This window comes from Pantoea phyllosphaerae, assembly GCF_051025595.1.
GTDB lineage: Bacteria > Pseudomonadota > Gammaproteobacteria > Enterobacterales > Enterobacteriaceae > Pantoea.
In genome coordinates, this window is the sequence record NZ_JBPFDE010000002.1 from 316,726 (window position 1) to 337,856 (window position 21,131).

The window sequence follows — 21,131 nt, forward strand, 5'->3', positions numbered from 1 at the left end:
TTCTTTCTCTCTCTTTTTATTATCACGTCCACCGTGAGGGTTTGCTGCGCGTTGCGTAACGCCGCACGCGTCCTCTGGCTAATTTAAAGGTGAAATAATGAGCGTACTTTCCTATGTTTCAGCAGATAACAACTCTCCATGGAAAACCTATCTTTCGCAGGTTGAGCGTGTACTGCCTTATCTGGGCGATCTGTCGCGCTGGGCTGATACGTTACGCCACCCTAAGCGCGCGCTGATCGTTGATATTCCGCTGGAAATGGATGACGGCAGCGTCCGCCACTTTGAGGGTTATCGCGTGCAGCACAATCTGTCCCGGGGGCCAGGAAAAGGGGGCGTACGCTATCATCCCGACGTTACGCTGGAAGAGGTCATGGCATTATCAGCATGGATGACAGTAAAGTGCGCTGCGCTTAATCTCCCTTTTGGCGGCGCGAAAGGTGGCATCCGAGTTGATCCGCGAGAACTTTCGCTGAAAGAGCTGGAAAGGCTGACCCGTCGCTACACCAGCGAGATCGGAACGATTATCGGGCCTCAACAGGACATTCCGGCCCCGGATGTGGGCACTAATCCACAGGTTATGGCGTGGATGATGGATACCTGGTCTATGAACACGGGTGCCACTAGTACGGGCGTTGTGACCGGCAAGCCTGTTCATCTGGGCGGTTCGCTGGGACGCGTTAAAGCAACCGGCCGCGGTGTGTTTGTGACCGGCCGGGCAATGGCTTTGCGAATTGGTCTGCCGCTGGAGAACTGTCGTATAGCCTTACAGGGCTTTGGCAATGTCGGTAGCGTGGCAGCGGAGTTATTTGCTGAAGCAGGTTCCCTTATCACTACGGTGCAGGATCACAGCGCCACGCTTTACCATCCTGACGGCATTGATATTCCCGCGTTGAGAGAATGGCAGATACAAAATGGCTCGATTTCAGGTTTTAAAGGGGCGACGGCAGTTAACCATGACGCGTTCTGGGGCTATGACTACGATATTCTCATTCCCGCAGCGCTTGAAGGACAGATCACCGCCGAACGCGCCGAAAAGTTGCGCTGCAGGCTAGTGCTCGAAGGTGCCAATGGGCCGACGCTTCCGGTTGCTGACGATATTTTGCGTGAGCGTAATATTACGGTGGTGCCGGATGTGATCTGCAACGCTGGCGGCGTAACGGTGAGCTACTTTGAATGGGTACAGGATTTTTCGAGTTTCTTCTGGAGCGAAGATGAGATTAATGTCCGGCTGGATCATATCATGGAGCAGGCGCTGCTGGCCGTCTGGCAAAAATCCCAGACATTAAAGGTGACACTGCGAACCGCTGCTTACGCTGTCGCCTGCGAACGTATTCTGATTGCCCGGAAAGAGCGCGGCATCTATCCATAAATTCATCTTTCCCACTGATATCATTCTGGCTGTTGCTCCAGTGAGCAGCAGCCTACTCTACGCGCCTCTAAAGTCCTCAACTTTTGCATAACCCACGTCTGCCACCAGTCCGCTTTGTACCAGAAGCGGATCTAAACCAGCGATTGTGAACTCTGTCGCTATTTCTACTTTGTAAGTCAGGCCCGGCGAAGCTCATTTCTCAGTCTGACAAAATACCTGCCTGATGGTATGACCAGAACATGTTGTCGGGCTTAGCGATCGGCTATGTCAGGAAGCAGTACCGTAGACTTCAATGAATGCATGTTGCTGTCGAGATACTGTCCGAGGGGTTTACTGCACGCTTCGCTTAGCCAGAGATCAACTGCGAGCCGCATCGCACCTACGCCTGCCATAGCAGCGATCTTAAGCGTCTGCGCGCTTTCGGCTTCAGGCCAGAGTTTTCGGAGAGCAGCATAAGCGGCCTCTTCCATTTTCAGAAACTTCATCTGATTTCCCAGACGCAACTGTTCGGTCGACTGCGTTATTTTCGCTATCAGCATCGCAATGTCAGGGGACATATTTATTGTCATCGTCATCAGGGCTTCGCTGACCAGTGCGAACGGCGCTGCCGTTTTACCCCGTCCGATAATTTCGCCATACAGGGCATCAGGCAGACCGTTCTGCCAGTGCAAAATGATCTCCTCTTTGGAGCTGAAGTAGTTAAAAAATGTGCGCCGCGCGATACCCGCCGTGCTGGCGATATCATCGAGTGTAGTCGCCTCAAACCCTTTGTCGGAAAACAGTTTTAGTCCTGTTTCAGTCAGGTGCTGGTACATTTCCCGGCGCTTTCTGTCACGCAGGCCCTCATGCTGTGATGACGATACTGACATGTTAATTTCCCACCCCTGTTGTAATTATGCACTTAGTGCAATATTATTTTTATTGCACCGGGTGCAATTTTATCCCCGTCAGGCTGGCTTGCACAAGCCATAAGATCTTTTTCACTCTTCACCGCCTTTATGTTCAGGATAAACCTATGAAAACGCGACTTACTGACGATAGTTTCACGCCCGCCGGAACCCGTCTTCGCCTCAGGCGAATGGGGTATGGCACCATGCAACTCTCCGGGCCGCACGTATGGGGGCCGCCGCGCGATAGAGAGGCGGCAATTGCCGTGCTCAGGGAGGCGGTAGAGAGGGGAGTAAACCATATTGATACGGCACAGTTTTATGGCCCCGACGTTGCGAATCAATTGATACGCGAAGCATTGTCTCCTTATCCGGACGACCTGACGCTGGTCACTAAAGTGGGATTTGTCAGGGGCGCCGATGCCTCCTGGCAAATTGATCGAAGTGCGGCAGGCCTGGAACGCGCGGTGTATGAAAATCTCGATACGCTGGGGCTCAGTACGCTTGACATAGTTAACCTGAGGCTGGGAGCAGCGAGCGAACCGGATGAATCACCTTTCGCTGAATCACTTGAGGCACTTGCTGGTTTACAGCAGAGAGGATTGATCCGCCATATCGGGCTGAGCAACGTAACGCCGGAGCAGTTTACTGAGGCTAAAGCCATCGTTGACATTGTTTGTGTGCAGAATCAATACAATCTCGTCAGCCGCAGTGATGATGCGTTTATCGACGCACTCGCAGAAGAAGGCGTGGCCTACGTGCCCTTTTTCCCGCTAGGCGGGTTTACTCCTTTACAGTCTTCGCTGCTTAACGAGATTGCAGAAGAAGCCAGTGCGACACCAAAACAGACAGCACTTGCCTGGCTGCTTCAGCGGTCGCCCAATATTCTGGTTATAGCCGGCACGTCCTCGGTGGCGCATCTGCGCGAGAATCTTGCCGCAGCCAGTTTGTCGCTTTCGGCTGAGCAGGTCCTTCGTCTTAACGAAATGGTTGAGAATAAGTAAGAAAAGCCGCCGAAAGGCGGTTTTGATAGTTTAGGGCTGAGGATTAATTCCATATTGCACCATCGCCTGTCTGTTAAGTCCTTTTTGGCTTCAGCCCGATGAAATGTCTGTTGTTTGCTTAAAGCGGACAGTGGCCTGTGCGTCGGCCCGCTTTGTGTCAGAAGCGGACACGTAAGAATTCATTCTCGCATCTGAAGTTAATATTAACCCGACAGTCTGCATCACATGAGCAGGCTATACAGATAAACCTGACTCAGCGATAAAGTCGATAAAGCAGCGGACTCTGGGTGAGAGGTAGCGGCCCGATGGCCACACGGCGGAGAAACACCCCTGCTTTATGCAGCATCCCTGCATCACTTCTTTGAGCAGCCCTCCTGACAGCGCTTCACGGACTATAAAGTCGGGCAGATAGCAGATGCCTGCTCCCGCCAGGCTCAGACCAATGGCAGCTTCAATATTATTCACTGTCAGTACCGAAGCAGCGTTGAGTGCAGTGCCGGAGCGAAGACCGTTCAGTTCCCAGGGCTGCAGCAGACCTGTTGAGGGTAAGCGAAAAAGAATGCACTGGTGCGCCGCCAGTTCTGCAGGTGATGCCGGAACGCCTTTTTCCTCGAGATAGTCGGGACTGGCGCAGAGAGTGAAGCTGAATTCACCCAGCCTTCTGGCGGTCAGCCTGGAGTCAGACAGCTCGCCGCTGCGTATCGCCACATCGAACCCTTCGTCAATGATATTCACCAGACGATCGCTGAAATCCAGGTCCATTTCGACCTGCGGATAACGCCGGTTAAATGCGGAAAGTGTGGGAAGCAGCAGCCTGTAGCCAGCTACGGGCAGGGAAACCCGAAGTTTTCCTACAGGCTCAGCGGCACTGTTCGTCAGCTCTGATTCGGCTTCCTGAAGCTGCTCAAGAATATGCTTACACCTGACCAGTAGTGCCGCCCCTTCCGGAGTCAGACTTACCTTTCTTGTGCTGCGATTAAAAAGCCGTACCCCCAGTTTATGTTCAAGTCTGGCAACGTTCTTACCGACCGCTGATGCTGAAATACCCAGCAGTCTTGCAGCCTGCACAAAGCTCAGCGTTTCAGCTGTCCGTACAAATGAGGTAAGAGAAGTCAGGCTGTCCATTAATTATTAACTTTGTGTCTGTTCAGAAGGTAACTGCAGTCTATTTATCCGTGCTTTTGTCCGCAATAACATCGCAGCAGTTTTCATTCATCAGCTCTCCGGATAATTAAGGTCATACCATGACATTTGCAGCCAGCACGTTCTGTCTCGCCAAGAGAACCGCAGCAGCCCTTACCATTTTTATGGCGGCTACGCTTCTGCCGTTAAGTTTTACCGGCGGCGTGGTAACAACGCCAGCCATACAGCGCATGCTGGGTGGCTCACCCGGCGAGCTGTCATGGCTTACGAATGGATTTATGCTGACGTTCGGCAGTTTTCTGCTGACAGCAGGCATAGCGGCAGATGCTATCGGGAGAAAACCGGTTTTCATCGTCGGCGCAGCGCTGTTCTGTCTCAGCAGTATTTTTATAGTCTTCACTAATAACCTGATGATGTCAGGTATTCTCAGGTGTATGCAGGGACTGGCAGCGGCCATGTTACTGGCCAGCGGAAGCGCTCTGCTGGCCAGACTCTATACCGGCGCTGACCGGACCCGCATGTTCGGCCTGCTGGGCACCGTCTTTGGCGCTGGCCTGGCATTCGGCCCGCTGGCGGTTGGGCTCATTACGAATGAGCTTACCTGGCGCTGGGTCTATATTGTGTTTACTGTGCTTTCAGGATGTGTGCTGCTCGCCGGTATGATGTTTTTGCCTCAGTCAAAGCAGGAGAGTCTGTCTTCTTCGGATAAAACAGGTCTGGCGTTGTTTACGGCGGCGCTGATGGTGTTTACCACGGCGGTTATGCTGCTGCCCACACAAGGGTTTTCATCACTTAACACACTCGCTTTATTACTCAGCTCTGTACTGCTCTTCGGCGGGTTTATCGTGCGATGCCTGCGCGTGCGCAATCCTGTCCTGGATATTTCCCTGCTGCGAAGTCCACGCTTTGTCGGGGCTTTGCTGCTGCCGGTAGCCACCTGTTATTGCTACGTTGTTCTGTTAATTATCATTCCGCTGCATTTTATGGGCGGGAGTGGATTCAGCGAGTCTCAGAGCGCGGTTTATCTTATGGCACTCACTTCTCCGATGCTGGTCGTTCCTTACTTTTCAGCCCTGCTGACGCGCTGGTTTTCGCCGGCAGCATTATCAGCTTCAGGGCTGATGATCGCATCTGCTGGGTTACTTTTCCTCGGTCACACGTTACGTGGTAACAGCACAACTTTTCTCATCTTCTCAATGTTGATAACGGGGGCCGGAGCGGGATTGCCATGGGGACTAATGGATGGACTGGCCATTTCTTCTGTTCCGGTTAAAAAGGCAGGTATGGCGGCGGGTCTGTTCAATACCGTTCGTGTTGCAGGAGAGGGTATTGCTCTTGCTGTGGTATCCGCGCTGCTCACTGAAATTAACGATTTGAACCTTAACGAAACCGTGAATGGCTTTTCACCACAGGGGATTCACCTTGCAGCTTCCTGGCTGGGAGGCGGTAACATTAAGCAGGCCATCGCAATTTTACCCGGCGTTCCCCGCGAAGTCTTGCAGGCCAGTTATAACAATGCTTATTCATTACTGTTTCAGGTTCTGGCTGCAGTAACGTTTATTTGTGCGATCGTTATCTGGGGCATGCTGGGCCATAAAACCCATGGTTCAGCTAAGGCCAATACTGATTTCAGAGACGATCACACAGAATACTGACCTGAATACAGGAGTGCGATGTCCGCTTTGTGCCAGAAGCGGACGCATTGGGTTTAAGAAGAAATCTCAGTCTTGCGATTAATTAAGGACTTACCCGCTTCATACTTATGAAGCATCTTTTTGCTTCTCTTCCGCAGCCTGTACGCGTAAACGGTTAGCATTTCCCCACTCACAAAGAGGCTGCAATGCCTGTGCAAGCGTCTGTCCGAAATCTGTGATGGTGTATTCCACCCTTGGCGGCACCTCTTGGAAATCGTGTCTTAACAATATTCCGTCCTGAGTTAGATCTTTGAGCTGCTGAATCAAGACTTTCTCACTGATTCCTTCCACGAGTCGTTTGAGTTCTCCAAAGCGACGCGGTCCGAACTGAAGATGGAATAACATAACAGGTTTCCATTTCCCGCCAATGTAGCGCAGGGCGACATCGAGCCCGCAAACTGCATTCATAATTTTCTCCATACATACCTTTTGGTAGGTACTATTATATCTGAAAGTATAACATTACTATGTTTTTCCGCTTCATTATCTGGATAAAAAACATGGGTAGGTTAGAAGGTAAAGTTGTTGTCATAACCGGTGCAAACAGTGGTATTGGCCTGGCATCAGCCAAGCAGTTTGCTGCTGAAGGTGCGAAAGTTTTTATGACAGGCCGCCGCGTAAAGGAACTCGAACAAGCGGTGTTTGAAGTTGGGCACAATGCCGTCGGGATACCGAGTGATATTTCAAATATGCAGGATCTTGACGCTCTGTTCGGAGAAGTAAAGCGCACAGCCGGACACATAGATGTGCTCTTTGCCAACGCCGGTGGCGGGAATTTTTCCTCTCTGGCAGACGTAACTGAAGAGCATTACCACCGTATTTTTGATACTAATGTTAAAGGTACGCTTTTCACTGTGCAGAAGGCACTGCCTTTACTGAAGGATGGCGCATCAGTCATCCTTACTGGTTCAACCAGCGCAACGATGGGTGTTCCGGAGTTCAGCGTTTACAGCGCCAGTAAAGCCGCTGTGAGGAATTTTGCACGCAGCTGGATTCTTGAACTCGCGCCGCGAAAAATCCGGGTAAACATCCTGGTCCCCGGCGCAACGTCAACGCCAGGCTGGCACGGCCTGACGCCAGATGAAAAATTTAACAAAGAAATGATACGTGCGGTTGAAAGCACCACTCCGCTTGGACGGCTTGCCGAGCCTTCAGAGGTCGCTGCCGCAGCGTTATTCCTGGCATCGGATGACAGTAGCTTCGTCAACGGCAGCGAGCTGTTTGTAGACGGTGGTTCAGCACAAATCTAAGCCCCCGCTCCCGGGATATCGTCCCGGGAGTCCGGCAGGGCTGACATCTTTAACAAAGCATATCGTTGCCCCGTTATTGTACAGGATGGTGCAGAATGCAGAGCCAATGTCATAAGCGTTCGTATTTAGCATATTGCCAGGCTAAATCAAAAAAGCGAGCCACTTCAGCGGAGTATTTATGCCTTATTCAGCCAAATCTTTAGCAATTCTTCGAGCTATGCGTGGCGGGGATAAATTTTTGTTGAGGGGTGACAGAAGTCATGGATGCCAGATCAGATACCATCCTGTCACAAAGCAGAGAGAAGACAGGACAGCATTGAGTCTAATCCCGTTAGAAAAAGCGGGATTCGTTAATTTTGACGCTACCTCCATCAATCCAGCCCGATATTACAGCGTAACAATCACGGAAAAGGGAATGCAATTTTTGGAAGAAAATGATGATGCCTCAGCTGAGAAACGCGCTCAATAATTTTTTCCAATTTCTGGCAGCTTGCTAATGACTGAACATTGATGTTACAGACATAGTTTAAATACCTCTAACAAATCAACATTATCGACACTAACTATATGAAAATATAAATTATATCTTAATGTAAGATGCCAATTCATTTGACTCAAACATTCGTTACCATAATCACATTTCACGTTTGCCTGTGCCGGGCTCACTGGCTGGTGACGAGCCAGTCAGTAAACAGGAGATGTTTGAAGAAAAAAGTAGCGGGAGAGGTTGAGTTATATTCCAAACCAGAAAACAGAAGCGGCTAAATGTCATCACAACAAATTAAATTAGTAAGGATTATTGCCGACATAGCTATCGCTCTCGAATTTACCAGTGAGAAACTAATCAACCCTCACGTCGTCGTTGAGATGCAGGAGAGTATTGCTGAAACTCTCCAATCCCTCGATATAAGCGACCGTGAGCAGATAGCGAGTACGTTTGAAAATATCGCAGTGTTTTATGGCGGAAAGCTTGCGGATTACGTCAGGTCTCTGCCTGTTAACTATCGCATTATATAAGTAGATAGATACTCTCACCCAAGTCGGCTTTTCGCTCAAAGCGGACATTTAGCCCAGTAATTCCGTTCAGTCTGTGCCAGAAGTTTGCATCGCGTCACGGGTTAAACCGGCACGCAGGGGAGGGGTGGTCCCCTGCGGATAGCGGTTAGTTTGCAGCGTGACCTTCGCTGTTTTCATGATTTTTGGGGCGTATCCTGAACCAGATGGCATACATAGCAGGCAGGAAAACCAGCGTAACGATAGTGCCGGCAAATGTTCCGCCAATCAGCGTGTAAGCCAGCGTTCCCCAGAAAACAGAATGCGTGAGCGGTATAAATGCCAGGATGGCGGCCATCGCCGTCAGCAAGACGGGGCGAGCACGCTGAACCGTTGCTTCCACGACTGAATCAAAAGGGGTCAGCCCTTCATGCTCATTATGATGGATTTGCCCTATCAGGATTAAGGTGTTGCGCATCAGGATCCCCGACAGCGCGATCAGTCCGACCAGCGCATTTATTCCGAACGGTTGACTGAACAGCAGCAGCGTCGGTACAACGCCAATCAGCCCCAGTGGCGCAGTCAGAAACACCATCACCATCGCTGACATTGAGCGCACCTGCAAAATGATGATCAGCAGCGTGATGGCAACCATAATGGGGAACAGCGGCGCCATGGCTTTCGTCGCTTTACCTGACTCCTCTATAGGGCCTCCCTGCTCAATTCGGTAACCAGCCGGAAGCTTAGCGATTACGGGCTGTAACTGTTTCAGAATTGCCGTAGAAACATCAGGTGGCTGCATGCTGTCGGCAATATCCCCCCTGACGGTAATGGTCGGGGTGCGATCGCGACGCCGCAGCACCGGATCTTCCATCCTCACCTCAACGTCTCCTGCCTGAGAGAGCGGAATACGCTGGCCTGATGAGCCTGCCAGGGTAAATCCGGCTATTTTAGCGGGGTCGAGCCTGATATTCCCTGCCGCGCGCGCCATCACCTGCACCGAACGAATATCTTCACGGACGGAGGTGATGGGCACGCCAGAGAGCAGGAACTGGAGCTGCTGAGCAACCGCATTTGACGTCAGCCCTACTGCCTGCAGCCGATCCTGATTGAGTGAAAAGTGCAGCGTTGGCACGCGCTGGCCCCAGTCTGTATTCACGGTCCTCATCAGGGGGCTGGCCTGCATGACTGCCTCTACTTCGCCTGCAATCTCACGCAGTTTATCCGGATCGGGCCCCATAACCCGATAAGCTACCGGATAAGGGGAGTAGGGCCCAAAGACCAGCTGGGTTATGCGAACGCGCGCCTGAGGAGCCAGTCCGGCGGCGACAGCTTCACGCAGCCGGTGCTTGAGAATATCGCGCGCTTCCTGACTGTCGGTCAGGACAACGATCTTCGCAAAGGAGGGATCGGGAAGCTCAGGTGCCATTGCCAGATAGAAGCGGGGTGAACCCTGCCCGATGTAGGCAGTGACCATTTTCGCCTCTTGTTGTTTTTTTAGCCAGCTCTCAATTTCCGCCGTCGTCGCACTGGTCTGTTCAATAGAGGTGCCGTAGGGCAACTGAACCTCAATCAATACCTCGGGGCGATCGGATGTCGGGAAGAACTGTTTCTTGACCAGACCCATGCCGAGAATGGCAAGGGTAAAGATAATGATAACGGCCCCCGCAACGATCCATTTCCGGGCGATAACGCGAACCAGCAACCGGCGAAAACGGTTGTAGCGCGGGGTATCGTAGATGGCGGCGTGGCCGCCTGATACCGTTTTTATCTCAGGCAGCATTTTCACGCCCAGATAGGGCGTGAAGACCACGGCCACCACCCATGAGGCGATCAGCGCAATCCCCACTATCCAGAACATGTTACTGGTATATTCACCGGCGGTAGACTGCGCAAAGCCGTTAGGCATAAAGCCGACGGCCGTCACCAGCGTACCTGCCAGCATTGGGGCGGCAGTATGGCTCCATGCGTAGGCTGAGGCTTTGATGCGATCGTAGCCTTCCTCCATTTTGACGACCATCATTTCAATCGCAATGATGGCATCATCCACCAGAAGCCCCAGCGCCAGAATCAGCGATCCCAGGGTTATGCGGTCAAAGTTTTTACCTGATGCCTCCATGACCATGAAAACCACCGCCAGCGTCAGCGGTACGGCAGCGGCCACCACCACGCCCACGCGCCAGCCCATGCTGACAAAGCAGACCACCATGACCACCAGCAGCGCGACAAAGAACTTGAGCATAAATTCATCGACTGCGGAACGGATGTTGACTGACTGGTCGGTGACTTTCGTCAGCGTCATGCCCAGCGGCATTGATGCGTTGATGCTGGCCGCTTCCGCATCGAGCGATTTGCCCAGTTCAAGCCCGTTCCACCCCTCGCGCATGATAATGCCCAGCAGCAGAGTAGGTTCTCCCTGATTACGGATCAGGAAAGTTGCAGGATCTTCATATCCGCGTTCAACGGTGGCAATGTCAGACAGCAGCAGCGTTCTGCCATTCACAACGACGGGCGTTTGACGAATCTGTTCCAGTTTGTTGAAAGCGCCGTCAAGGCGGATAAACACCTGGGGGCCCTGCGTATCAATTGAGCCCGCTGGCGTCAGGACATTCTGGTTATTTAGCGCTGAAAATATGTCCTGGGGTGACACGCCCAGCGTGGCCAGTCTGTCATGGGAAAAAGAGACAAAGATGCGTTCAGCCTGCTCACCAATAATGTTGACCTTTTTAACGCCTGGCACATGCAGAAGCCGCTGGCGCAGCGACTCTGCATCGCGCGCCAGTAAACGCTGAGGCTCACCTTTCGCTTTCAGCGCAAAGAGGGAAAAGGTGACGTCCGAAAACTCGTCATTGAACAGAGGGCCCATGACGCCGGCAGGCAGGTTTTTAGCCTCGTCTCCCAGCTTTTTACGCGCCTGATAAAACTCTTCCTGCACCTGTGAGGGAGGCGTGCTGTCCTGCAGCGACAGCATGGTGAACGCCATTCCCGGGCGGGTGTAGGTTTCCGTACGGTCATACCACTTAAGCTCCTGCAGACGTTTTTCGAGCGGTTCAGCAACCTGATCCTGCATTTCCTGCGCCGTCGCGCCCGGCCACGCGGTGATGATTGTCATCTGTTTGACGGTAAACGGCGGATCTTCTGCTCGTCCCAGCCCAAAAAAAGCGAGGATGCCTGCAACCGTGATAAGGATGATCAGGAACAGGGTAATCGAACGCTCCCGAACAGCGAGCGCGGAGAGATTAAAACGGGTGTTACTCATGCGGCTGGCCCCCGGCGATGCTGCCATCACCCTCAAGCGCAACGCGAACGATTTCGCCGTCATGCAGCAGATGCGCACCAAGCGCAACGACCTTATCACCGGCACCGATTCCGCTGGTGACGTTTGCCATATCGTCACTCAGCCCCTCTACCCGCACTGCGCGCCAGGATACCCGAGCGGGCTGACCGGTGATTATCCATACTCCTGGGCCTTTGCCCGGGTCAAAGAGCGCGGAAAGGGGGACCTGCATCAGCCTGTGGGCAGCATTGCCGTCAGCGATGCGCAGCGTCACGGTCGAACCCAGTGGCGCACTGGCCAGAGCGCCCTCAAGCACATAACGCGCTTCAAAGGTCCGTGTTAACGGATCGGCTGCATCTGAAAGCACGCGCAGCCGTGCATTAACGGACTGATTTTTGTCGCCATACAGCGTCGCTTCAGCCTCGCTTTGAGGCGCGGGTCTGAGTGTTTCAGGCAGCTGGACAAGGGCTTCACGCTGCCCCGCACGGGCGAGTCTGACCACCGGCTGGCCCGCACTGACTACCTGGCCTGGCTCAGCGAGCGTATCCATCACGACACCATCGGCGTCAGCCACCAGCACGGCATAGCTCCTGGCATTTTGGGCCACATCTGACTGCGCCTGGGCAGCGCTGAGATCGGCTCTTGCCGTGTCTGCAGCGGCCTTTATCTGATCGTAGGCGGATGCTGAGACAGCGCCTGCCGCCACCAGGCCGCGGTAACGCGCTTCATCCTGAGAAGCCTGTCTGGCGCGCGCGCGGGCGGCCATGACCGTCTGCTGCTGCGCCTGGGCCTGAAGGCTGAGATCGACGGGATCAAGGCGCATCAGCGGCTGTCCACGCTTAACGGTCTCACCCGCATCCACGAGGCGTTCAAGGATTTTGCCCTGCACCCTGAAGCCCAGATCGCTCTGAGTGCGGGCAACAACAACGCCGGTAAATGAACGGTAAGCAGCATTCGCTGCCCCCACGTTAATCGCCCTTACAAGGGGAGGCTGAGTACGTGGATCGTCGGTGGCAGAATTGTCACCGCAGGCCACCAGGGCCAACGGCAACAGACATACAGCCAAAGTGGCAGGTTTGATCCTGAGCATGGGTTACCTGAAAAAGTGAAAGGAAAGTAACCGCATTCTTATTCTGGTGACCAAAAATGTCAATGGTCACAGGTCAGGGTGCCAGGCTGCGTAGGATGAGCGAGGAGAGAAGGGCGGCAGCGGAAGCAGCCGTCACAAGGTTGTACTGCAACTGAACGGGGCTAATGTAGGGTCTCATGACAAGAAAAATAGCCTGTGTTGCTTCGTCCAGAGGCGTTTTCCGCTCAAACTCTCCAGAGGCCCGGCCTTCAACAATAATCATTTCAATCAGTTGCTGAAGGCGCTTTTCATGAGCTGCGGCTGATGGCCAGTTATCGCGAGCGGCAACAGCGGCGATGTCATAGAGCTTGCGGTCGTGAAAGAACAGATCGCTCCCGGACTCCGTCAGCGCCCTCAGTAGCTGCCTCATCTTTTCAGATGCGGTCGGCGAATCGGCAATCGCCGCGTTGACAATCTCCATTATCATACCCAGGCGGTTAGCGCAGATTTGCTCTCCAATGGCCTGTTTAGAATCGAAAAATTTATATATGTAGGCCTTAGAAAAACCTATAGCTTTTGCCAAATCGGATACGGTGGTTTTTTCATAACCGAAATGCCCGAAGTGTTCTGTCGCCGCAGCAACCACCTGGTCGCGGATGCTGTGTTCTGAAGGCCCCCTGGAGGGGTGAGCAGTTGTATGTTTATTCATTTTTCCAGCTTAGCGTAGCAAACTCTGATTGACAACGAGTGACCATTATGTAATCCAGTCACGGGTTTATTTTTCTCAAGGAATACTCCTTGTTCCTCAAACGCCCTTTTGCAGCGACAGTGAGCGCCAGTTTACTCGCCGGGTGCGCCGTCGGGCCAGATTATCATCGCCCTGATACACCGCTTGCAAAAGGTTATGACAGTGAGTCCGCGCGTCTGAGCAGAAGTGCGTCCCGGCCCGCCAGTTTTGCCGTCTGGTGAGAAGGATTTAACGCTCCTCACCTGAGCAAGCTCGTTACAGACGCTCTGGCGCAAAACCTCGACCACGCGCATGCAACCGCCCTGATGACCCAGGCGCGCGAAGGCCTGGGCACGACCACAGCCGCGCTGGTGCCATCAGGAAACGTCAGCGGGCAGGCGGCTGGCGCGTATCAGTCAGCTGAGACACTTCTGGGGCAAGTTCTCAGTTCCCGGCCGGATTACAACCGTTACGGTAACCACGCGTATGAACGAGACCCTGTCAGTCGTCGATGAAACCACGCAGCTGATAAATCAGGTCAGCCACTCTTCTCAAGAGCAGAGCTATGGTATCGACCAGGTGAATATAGCGGTCAGCCAGATGGAGAGTAATCTGCAACAAAACGCGGCGATGGTAGAACAGATGTCTGCGGCGGCCAGCTCGCTGAGCCAGCAGGCGGGCAGGCTTCTTGCTGAGGTCAGTTCATTCAAACTCTGAGCCTGCTCAGCATCAATCATGCTTAACTCCCGGGCCGGAAAATAATTTGCCCATTCCGGCCTCTGTTTCCCCTTATTCCAGCGCGCTTTCCGACCGCAGAGGCCAAACGCGTTCCGGTTGCCCTTGCTTCTCTCTTCAGGATGGCATTCAGGAATAAGCCACTTCTTCACGTTATGCACGCTTTTGACAGCATAAAGACAGGTCAAGAGATTAAATAGCCGCAGCAGACTGCCGATAATATCAGGTAACAGCATTCCCTAAACCAGAGGCAGCATTCATGTCATTACCCGACACCCACAGCGAGCAACAGGACATTCGTGAAATCACGGTGCGCACGGGCTCCATCCTGCGCACACTCCGTGACAGCCTGCAACAGTTAGGGCTTGATAAAACGATTGCTGATGTTGCAGGAAGCATTCCTGACGCGCGGGAACGGCTGAGCTATGTGGTAACGCTGACGCGCGAGGCAGCAAATGGCGCAATTAATAGCGTGGAGATAACTCAGCCTATGCAAACTTTACTGGCAGAAAAGGCGAAACATTTAAGTGAGCGATGGAAGGCCGCGTCCAGTCATCAGCCAGACGAAGGAGAAACCCGTGAGTTAGCAGCAGATACCCTTGCATGGCTGCATGATGTGCCAGAAATAACGAGCCTTACGCGCCAGCAGCTGCATGCCATTATGATGGCACAAGGGTTCCAGGATCTGACCGGACAGATAGTACAGAAAATGATGGAGGTGCTGAATCAGGCAGAGCAGCAGCTGATTCAGGTGCTCCGTGATAGCTCAGCAGGCTCAGTTACTGGCGAGCGCAATGCCCCAGCGCATTGCTCTTCCGCAGCGGAAAAAGCTGCCAGCCAAGACGATGTTGATGACCTGCTGGCCAGCCTGGGAATATAAACTTCAGGCCGCAGACAGCGCACTTTTCGAGATATTCACAGTCAGGAAAAAGTGCGACCTTTTTTAATGTCGCCCGCTGTCTGATTGATCCTTCTGTAATTGTTCATGTTGTTTGAGCTCATAGTCGATAAATGCATTAATCATGCTTCGATAGACTTTCTCAATAATGATCTCGGGCACTCCTGCCTTAGCGGCATTCTCGCGAGCCTTATTGATGACCTGCTCTACGCGATCCGGCGCACGAACGGCAGCGCTATCGCTTTTAAATGCAGCTGCGGCTTTAACACACTTTGCACGCTGAGCAATGATTTTAACCAACGCATCGTCAATTTCATCGATGCGCGTTCTGACCTCTTCAATACAGGTAAAATCCACGACTTACACCCGCAAACGAGTACATGAGTTCACCGGCATAGCGTAAATTTTAACTGTTGCCAGCCCTGATAGCATAAGTCGCTGAAAGCGTTGAAACATCACATGAACAGACAGAGGCCGCTTTTCGCTCAACGCGGGCTGTGACCTCTGTTTTAGGCTGCTTCAGGCCAGTGACAGGCACAACAGCCTCTTTGGCGTGATAAAAAAGCGGATGCCTGCAACAAAAAATGCAGATATCAGGCAGATTTAGCTGAAGCTGACCCACGCACCGCCTGAGACGTTTGCTTTCGCCTGAACAGAAGGCAAAGCAGAAGCGCGCAGGCCGGTAACCTCTGCGCCAGCCTGCAGTTTGAACCGGCGGGTAATAGCGCTTAACGACTGAACCTGCTCTTCCAGTATGTCAGTGGCTGCGGCGGAAGACTGAACCAGCGTGGCGTTTTGCTGAGTAACGCTGTCCATTTCCGTTACAGCTACGCCGATCTGGTTTATTCCCTTGCTCTGTTCAGAGGAGGCCGCCGCAATCTCTCCTAACAGTGAGGTCACGCCGCTAACGTCGCGGATAATTTTCTCTGTCGTCAGCGAAACCTGTGCGACTTTCTGCTCGCCAGTCTCAACGTTCGAACTGGATTCAGCAATTAGCTTTTCAATCTCCCGTGCAGACTGTGTGCTGCGTTGCGCCAGCGTGCGAACCTCGTTGGCCACCACGGCAAAACCGCGCCCCTGCTCGCCTGCGCGCGCTGCCTCTACCGCGGCGTTCAGCGCCAGAATATTTGTCTGGAAAGCAATACTGTTAATCACGGAGGTAATCTCGCTGATGGCGATTGCGCTGCTTTTAATGTCCGCCATCGTGCGCACAACCTCCTGCATCGCCGCGCCGCAGTCCGAGGCGGTTTCTGACGCCTCTAAAGCGGCGTTGCTGGCTACGGAGGCATTCCCGGCATTGAGAGCAACGGTAGAGGAGAGCTCCTCCATGCTTGCCGCGGTCTGTTCAAGCGCGGCCGCCTGCTGCTCCGTGCGGCTGGAAAGACTATGGTTACCGTCGCTTATCTGCGAGGTCACGCGGGCCACTTCGCTTACGCCACTGACGATTTCGCTCACCATGGTTTTCAGGCCAAGCTGCATGCTTTCAAGCCCCTGCAAGAGCCTGCCAATTTCATCGTTGCGGGTATGAACGATTACCGAGGTCAGATCGCCTGCGCCAATGGCTGCCGTGACCTCGCCAGCGCGACGGAGAGGTTTGATCAGAACATTTTTCAGCACCACCGCCACGACGACTGAAGCCAGAATAAACAGTATGACCGACACACCCGCCGCGGTATAAGCAATATAGGTATTGATATCGGCCTGGCGGGTAATATTGACGGATGACTGTTTATGTATGGCAATAACCTTGTCCAGCGGAACCCGGTAAGCCTCATCGAGTGCCACCACTTTCGTGCCGGCAAGCGTCAGAAAAGCGTGCACATCTTTTTTCTGTAGCGCGGTAAAAAGAGCCCCAACGCCTTGCTCCGTATAATCGTTGTAGCGGGCTGCCAGTTCCTGAGCCAGTTCCGCTTCACCGGCCAGTTTTGGCGCAGCCTGATAGGCCTGCATAAAACGTAAGCCGCCATCATAGTAAAATCTGGCCTGGGTCAGTGCGGCATTAAACGCCTCTGGATTGCTGCCGTCAGCATAAGGCACTGCGGCCAGCAGCGTAGTGCGAGCAGCACGCATCCAGTTAGTCGTGTCAGCGACGCCGAGAGTTGCGGAGACCTCATAATTAAGATCATTAAGAGACTTCGCGCTGCGATTGAGATAAATCACGCTCAGCAGTGAAGAAGTAAGAAAAACCAAAAACAGAAACAGACCGGATAGCGTCAGGATTGTGGTAAGACGGGTATTTTTCAGCATGCCAGTTAACCTCCAGGTAAGATGTTTTTTGGTTATCGGTCACTGGCTGTGGAAAATTACGCACCGTTAATAAGTAGTCATTGAAAGAAAACGTCTCAAAACCTTAAGAGAGCGGAAGCCAAAAAAGCGTTCAAAATTTAACGCATTGAATGCAATCGCTTATTTAACCGTCGACTTTTATCGCCAGAAAAGAAAACTAAAAATTAGTTTAAAATCACACGCGCAATTTTAAGAGGAATGATGGAATACCCTCAAAAAAGATCCATGCCTGATTTTTCTGCTCCTGTTTTGTTTCAGCACGCGCTATCGACGCATTCACAACCGCAACCGGTACCCTTAAAAAGCGGTTACCTGTTCCGTTTGCAATTCAAGTGCAAGAAGCTAGCCTTTTTGGGTTAAACGTTTTCTGCCGCCTGGCACGCAAGCCACTTTCTTAAACAAAGCGACGCTTCAGTTTGACCAGGGTATGGACGGGTCAGATAAGCAACCGCAAAGATTAACTTAACCGGAGACTGGATGGCTCATCATCAACCTGCAGCCGAGAAAAAGGGCGTTATCTTTTTCGATGTAAATGAAACCCTGCTTGATACCCGCCCCCTGAAGGCGTATCTGGCACGTCGGCTGGGAAATGATCCCGCCATCGCCGAGGCCTGGTTTACCTCACTTTTGCACCACTCCCTTGTGGAGACGGTCACGGGAAGCTGGCGCAGCTTTGGGGAAATAGCCGAAGCTGTGTTAAGCATGACGGCTGAGCGCTATGGTATCCCGCTCACGGAAGATGCCTTTTCAGTGGGGGAGGTGCTGGCATCAATGCCGCCATACGATGATGTGGCTGAAGGATTAGCTTCGCTCTCTCATCAGGGGTTTTGTCTGGCTGCGCTGACCAACTCTTCTGCCGATCTGGCAGAAAAACAGTTAACATCGGCCGGACTTAAGCCATTTTTTACCCGCATTCTCAGCGTTGACGAGCGGCGGATCTACAAGCCTGACCTGCGGGTGTATCAGTGGGCGATGAGCGAAATGGGTCACTCTGCCTCTGCGTGCATGATGGTGGCCGCACACGGCTGGGATCTATGCGGTGCGAAACGGGCAGGTATGAAGACCGCGTTTATCAGCCGGGAGGGGCAGGCGCTTTATCCGCTGGCACCCGCTCCCGATTTGATTGTCAGCGATATCCGCGCGCTTTCCGGCATACCAGACCTGCAGGGCTAAGCACCTTCTGACTCTTGACGTCACGCTGTTCAGCCCCGGCTAACCGTGCGTTGCAAAAGGGATTAACAGCAGAGGCTGGCCTGTATGTCCGCGCCGCTTTTACAGATTGTCAGGGGATATCTCACAGATGAAATATTACATAGCAGGGCTCGCTTTACTGGTATCTGGTCAGGTAATGGCAGACGCCATGCCTGCGCAGGCCTATCCCTCCTGTGACATACAGGCACAGCGTGATGTTAAAGGGGAGACGGGGGGCAGCATCGCCGATCCGCTTCAAGCGCACATATCCTGGCGGATAAATGTGTTGCAGGCCGATATCAGTACGGCCCGCAAGGCCCGCCGGCTTACGCAGGCCCAGGCCGACAGGCTTTGGCAGCACGCGTCGCAGATAAGAGGCGACGCGGCCCACTACGTTAAGCAACAGGGATTTCTCAGCGCTGCAGAGCGCGCCTCCTTTGACAGGGCGCTCGACCAGCTCGCCAGCCAGCTATGTAGCAAGGTGGCCTGAATCATTCACCGGGCACCAAGCCCGCTTTGTGTTTAAAGCGGGCTTGGTGCCTCTCGCCGCTGCGCATGACAAACAGGCAGGTCAAATATTGCCATCACTGCGGCCCCTTTTTCACCTCACAAATGAAACCGCAGCGCCAGGTTAAAAGCCTGTTCCGCCGCGACCACAATCGCATCCGGCTCCTCGCGAAAAGGGATATCCCCCAGCAGCAGGCTCGCCTTTACCTTCGCCAGATCGTCGCTGCGCAAGCTGAGCGCAGACATGCGCGCCGAGCCGTCATAGTCCGCCGGCAGCGAGCCGAAGCGCGTCTGCGCATAGGCAGCAGAGGCAAAACGCACCTTCGCTTCGCCCGCCCTGAGCACGAAGGCACCATCCTGACAGGCGAGAATGCGATCCGCGCCGAACAGGTGGCTGTAAACCTGGGCGGAGAGCGCCGGATCCTGCGCCACGATGACAAATTCGCTGATATTGCGCACGCCGTTGGGATGCGTCTGCCAGGCGGCCTGCCACACCGCATGCGGCGTGTCGTGCTGGCAGAAAAAGCTGCGCCCGTTGGGGATCAGCGCGGGGCGCAGCCGCACGGTGCGGAAGTGTGCCTCGCTTGCTTCGCCGTCCGGCAGCGTCACCGGGCGGTGAAACGCGGCGGGCGCGTCGCCGTCCAGATCCTGACGCTGCAGATGCAGCCAGGCGCTCTCTGCATCCTGGGTTTTCCATACCAGCCCGGTCAGGCCAGGCGGCGCCTGCCATAAATCTTTGCGCTGTTCGCCGCGGCCGGGCTCGTAGCCCAGCAGCTCCAGGTAGTTCTCGCCAAAAATCGCCAGATGGTTACTGGAGCCGAGCGTATGGTGGCCGCGTTCGCTGAGCTGAAAGCCGAGCCGCCGGTAGAGCGCGCTCGCCTCGTCCAGCCGATCGGCCACGTTAATGACCACATGATCCAGCACCGGTACGGGAACGGGGATCGCCATCTCCTTTCTCCTCTTTTTCGTCATGCGCTGGCCACGATATCCAGGGCGCGCGGCGCAAGCTGGGTAAAATAGTCCACCGCCGCGTCGAGCATGCCCTCATCGGGATCGAATCCCGGATGATGCAGCCCGAAGGCGCTGGCGCTGCCGATGCTGACAAAGGCGCCCGGCACATGGTGCAGATAGAAGGCGAAGTCTTCGCCGCCCATCTGCGGCGTGCCGCGTTCAGTAGCGAAGCCGCACGCCTGCGCCAGATCCAGCGCAAAGTCGGCCCAGGCAGGGGTATTGACCAGCGCAGGCGGCCCGGCAATCCACTCCAGCTCCGCTTCCGCGCCGAAACCCGCGGCGATGCTGCCGATCAGCTGACGCATCCGGTGCGGGATCGCCTCGCGGATCGCGTCGTTATGGGTGCGCACCGTGCCTTCCAGCTCAACGCGCTGCGGCAGCACGTTCCAGCTGTTGCCCGCCGTAAAGCGGGTCACGCTCAGCACCACCGCCTCCAGCGCGCTGAATACGCGGCTCGGCAGCGTTTGCAAGGCGGTGACGATATGGCTGCCGATTACAATCGAATCGATGCCCTCATGCGGCCGCGCGGCGTGGGCGCCTTTACCCCGAATGTGGATCACGAAGCGGTCGACGTTGGCGTAAAAGGCGCCGCCGCGCGTGCGCAGCGTGCCGAGCGGCAGATCCGGCGCGTTGTGCAGGCCGAAAATTGCCTGCACGCCCTCCAGCGCGCCAGCGTCGATCAGCTGCTGCGCGCCGTTAAACGTCTCTTCCGCTGGCTGAAACAGAATGCGCACCCGGCCGGGCAGCTGCTGCTCCTGCTGGCGCAGGCGGTGCGCGACGCCAAGCATTACCGAGGTATGCAGATCGTGGCCGCAGGCGTGCATCACGCCGGGCTGCTGCGACCGCCAGGGACGTTCAACGTCTTCTTCGATCGGCAGCGCGTCGATATCGGCGCGCAGCGCGATTAAAGGTGTGCCGTGGCCGATCTCCGCCACCACGCCGGTTTTCAGCGGCAGCGGCAGCAGGCGAATATCGCCCTGGCGCAGCCAGCGCGTGATGCGCTCGGTGGTCTGAAATTCCTGGTTCGACAGCTCAGGATGCTGATGCAGCTCGCGCCGCCAGGCGATCAGTTGGTCAGATAACAACATGC

At 54.2% G+C, this 21,131-nt stretch carries 20 protein-coding genes and 1 pseudogene; 11 read left to right on the forward strand and 10 right to left on the reverse strand.

Translation table 11 applies throughout. The features are described from left to right. Positions 1–97 precede the first annotated feature (97 nt). Complete coding sequence (locus ACR6A7_RS04710; RefSeq protein ID WP_434123667.1) at positions 98–1,369, forward strand: Glu/Leu/Phe/Val family dehydrogenase; 1,272 nt, start codon at positions 98–100, stop codon at positions 1,367–1,369. A 251-nt stretch (positions 1,370–1,620) separates the two neighbouring features. Here ACR6A7_RS04710 and ACR6A7_RS04715 read toward each other — a convergent pair whose 3' ends face one another. Next, positions 1,621–2,238, reverse strand: a complete 618-nt coding sequence (locus ACR6A7_RS04715; protein ID WP_434123668.1) for a TetR/AcrR family transcriptional regulator — start codon at positions 2,236–2,238, stop codon at positions 1,621–1,623. A gap of 146 nt (positions 2,239–2,384) precedes the next feature. Between ACR6A7_RS04715 and ACR6A7_RS04720 the strand changes: the two genes are divergently transcribed. After that, positions 2,385–3,260 carry an oxidoreductase gene (locus ACR6A7_RS04720; RefSeq protein WP_434123669.1) on the forward strand — a complete coding sequence of 292 codons (876 nt, stop codon included), beginning with the start codon at positions 2,385–2,387 and terminating at the stop codon, positions 3,258–3,260. Between the two features lie 234 nt (positions 3,261–3,494). Here ACR6A7_RS04720 and ACR6A7_RS04725 read toward each other — a convergent pair whose 3' ends face one another. Next, on the reverse strand, positions 3,495–4,385 hold the full coding sequence (locus ACR6A7_RS04725; protein WP_434123670.1) for a LysR family transcriptional regulator: 891 nt from the start codon (positions 4,383–4,385) through the stop codon (positions 3,495–3,497). Between the two features lie 119 nt (positions 4,386–4,504). On the opposite strand from ACR6A7_RS04725, the gene ACR6A7_RS04730 reads away from it, so the two are divergent. Continuing rightward, positions 4,505–6,058, forward strand: a complete 1,554-nt coding sequence (locus ACR6A7_RS04730) for an MFS transporter (RefSeq protein WP_434123671.1) — start codon at positions 4,505–4,507, stop codon at positions 6,056–6,058. Positions 6,059–6,163: 105 nt separating this feature from the next. Here the strand turns inward: ACR6A7_RS04730 and ACR6A7_RS04735 are convergent, their stop codons facing one another. Continuing rightward, on the reverse strand, positions 6,164–6,517 hold the full coding sequence (locus ACR6A7_RS04735; RefSeq protein WP_434123673.1) for a winged helix-turn-helix transcriptional regulator: 354 nt from the start codon (positions 6,515–6,517) through the stop codon (positions 6,164–6,166). Positions 6,518–6,597: 80 nt separating this feature from the next. Here ACR6A7_RS04735 and ACR6A7_RS04740 point away from each other — a divergent pair, with 80 nt between their 5' ends. The 3 genes from ACR6A7_RS04740 (at position 6,598) to ACR6A7_RS04750 (ending at position 8,364) form a co-directional block, all read left to right on the forward strand. After that, on the forward strand, positions 6,598–7,347 hold the full coding sequence (locus tag ACR6A7_RS04740; protein ID WP_434123674.1) for an SDR family NAD(P)-dependent oxidoreductase: 750 nt from the start codon (positions 6,598–6,600) through the stop codon (positions 7,345–7,347). Between the two features lie 178 nt (positions 7,348–7,525). Continuing rightward, positions 7,526–7,816: a hypothetical protein gene (locus tag ACR6A7_RS04745; protein WP_434123675.1), complete on the forward strand. Its 291-nt coding sequence runs from the start codon at positions 7,526–7,528 to the stop codon at positions 7,814–7,816. A 296-nt stretch (positions 7,817–8,112) separates the two neighbouring features. Next, entirely contained in the window at positions 8,113–8,364 is a 252-nt protein-coding gene (locus tag ACR6A7_RS04750; RefSeq protein WP_434123676.1) for a hypothetical protein, read from the forward strand. A 145-nt stretch (positions 8,365–8,509) separates the two neighbouring features. Here ACR6A7_RS04750 and ACR6A7_RS04755 read toward each other — a convergent pair whose 3' ends face one another. The 3 genes from ACR6A7_RS04755 to ACR6A7_RS04765 all read right to left on the reverse strand — a co-directional run bounded on the left by ACR6A7_RS04755 (position 8,510) and on the right by ACR6A7_RS04765 (position 13,395). Next, the gene (locus ACR6A7_RS04755; RefSeq protein ID WP_434123811.1) at positions 8,510–11,599 is read right to left on the reverse strand and encodes an efflux RND transporter permease subunit; all 3,090 of its coding nucleotides are present in this window, start codon (positions 11,597–11,599) and stop codon (positions 8,510–8,512) included. Then, the gene (locus ACR6A7_RS04760; protein WP_434123677.1) at positions 11,592–12,707 is read right to left on the reverse strand and encodes an efflux RND transporter periplasmic adaptor subunit; all 1,116 of its coding nucleotides are present in this window, start codon (positions 12,705–12,707) and stop codon (positions 11,592–11,594) included. The genes ACR6A7_RS04755 and ACR6A7_RS04760 overlap by 8 nt, the downstream gene beginning before the upstream one ends. 73 nt (positions 12,708–12,780) lie before the next feature. Further along, positions 12,781–13,395, reverse strand: a complete 615-nt coding sequence (locus ACR6A7_RS04765; protein ID WP_434123678.1) for a TetR/AcrR family transcriptional regulator — start codon at positions 13,393–13,395, stop codon at positions 12,781–12,783. An 89-nt stretch (positions 13,396–13,484) separates the two neighbouring features. Between ACR6A7_RS04765 and ACR6A7_RS04770 the strand changes: the two are divergent. From ACR6A7_RS04770 to ACR6A7_RS04780, 3 genes and pseudogenes are all read left to right on the forward strand, one after another. Beyond that, positions 13,485–13,910 (forward strand): annotated as a pseudogene (locus ACR6A7_RS04770) (TolC family protein); the annotation flags it as partial. Then, positions 13,900–14,130 (forward strand): hypothetical protein, encoded by a 231-nt coding sequence (locus ACR6A7_RS04775; protein ID WP_434123679.1) that lies wholly within the window; start codon positions 13,900–13,902, stop codon positions 14,128–14,130. The pseudogene ACR6A7_RS04770 and the gene ACR6A7_RS04775, both read left to right, overlap by 11 nt. A gap of 277 nt (positions 14,131–14,407) precedes the next feature. Then, the gene (locus tag ACR6A7_RS04780; RefSeq protein WP_434123680.1) at positions 14,408–15,028 is read left to right on the forward strand and encodes a protein phosphatase CheZ; all 621 of its coding nucleotides are present in this window, start codon (positions 14,408–14,410) and stop codon (positions 15,026–15,028) included. A 63-nt stretch (positions 15,029–15,091) separates the two neighbouring features. Here ACR6A7_RS04780 and ACR6A7_RS04785 read toward each other — a convergent pair whose 3' ends face one another. Next, positions 15,092–15,403 carry a chorismate mutase gene (locus ACR6A7_RS04785; RefSeq protein WP_434123681.1) on the reverse strand — a complete coding sequence of 104 codons (312 nt, stop codon included), beginning with the start codon at positions 15,401–15,403 and terminating at the stop codon, positions 15,092–15,094. A gap of 246 nt (positions 15,404–15,649) precedes the next feature. Next, on the reverse strand, positions 15,650–17,293 hold the full coding sequence (locus ACR6A7_RS04790) for a methyl-accepting chemotaxis protein (RefSeq protein ID WP_434123682.1): 1,644 nt from the start codon (positions 17,291–17,293) through the stop codon (positions 15,650–15,652). 516 nt (positions 17,294–17,809) lie between these two features. Between ACR6A7_RS04790 and ACR6A7_RS04795 the strand changes: the two genes are divergently transcribed. Both ACR6A7_RS04795 and ACR6A7_RS04800 read left to right on the forward strand, forming a co-directional pair. Next, positions 17,810–18,505 (forward strand): haloacid dehalogenase type II, encoded by a 696-nt coding sequence (locus ACR6A7_RS04795; RefSeq protein WP_434123684.1) that lies wholly within the window; start codon positions 17,810–17,812, stop codon positions 18,503–18,505. A 127-nt stretch (positions 18,506–18,632) separates the two neighbouring features. Next, positions 18,633–19,013 (forward strand): hypothetical protein, encoded by a 381-nt coding sequence (locus ACR6A7_RS04800; protein WP_434123685.1) that lies wholly within the window; start codon positions 18,633–18,635, stop codon positions 19,011–19,013. Between the two features lie 116 nt (positions 19,014–19,129). Here the strand turns inward: ACR6A7_RS04800 and ACR6A7_RS04805 are convergent, their stop codons facing one another. Together ACR6A7_RS04805 and ACR6A7_RS04810 are read right to left on the reverse strand one after the other, a co-directional pair. Further along, entirely contained in the window at positions 19,130–19,978 is an 849-nt protein-coding gene (locus ACR6A7_RS04805; RefSeq protein ID WP_434123687.1) for a VOC family protein, read from the reverse strand. 20 nt (positions 19,979–19,998) lie between these two features. Next, on the reverse strand, positions 19,999–21,129 hold the full coding sequence (locus ACR6A7_RS04810; protein WP_434123688.1) for an amidohydrolase: 1,131 nt from the start codon (positions 21,127–21,129) through the stop codon (positions 19,999–20,001). Positions 21,130–21,131 lie beyond the last annotated feature (2 nt).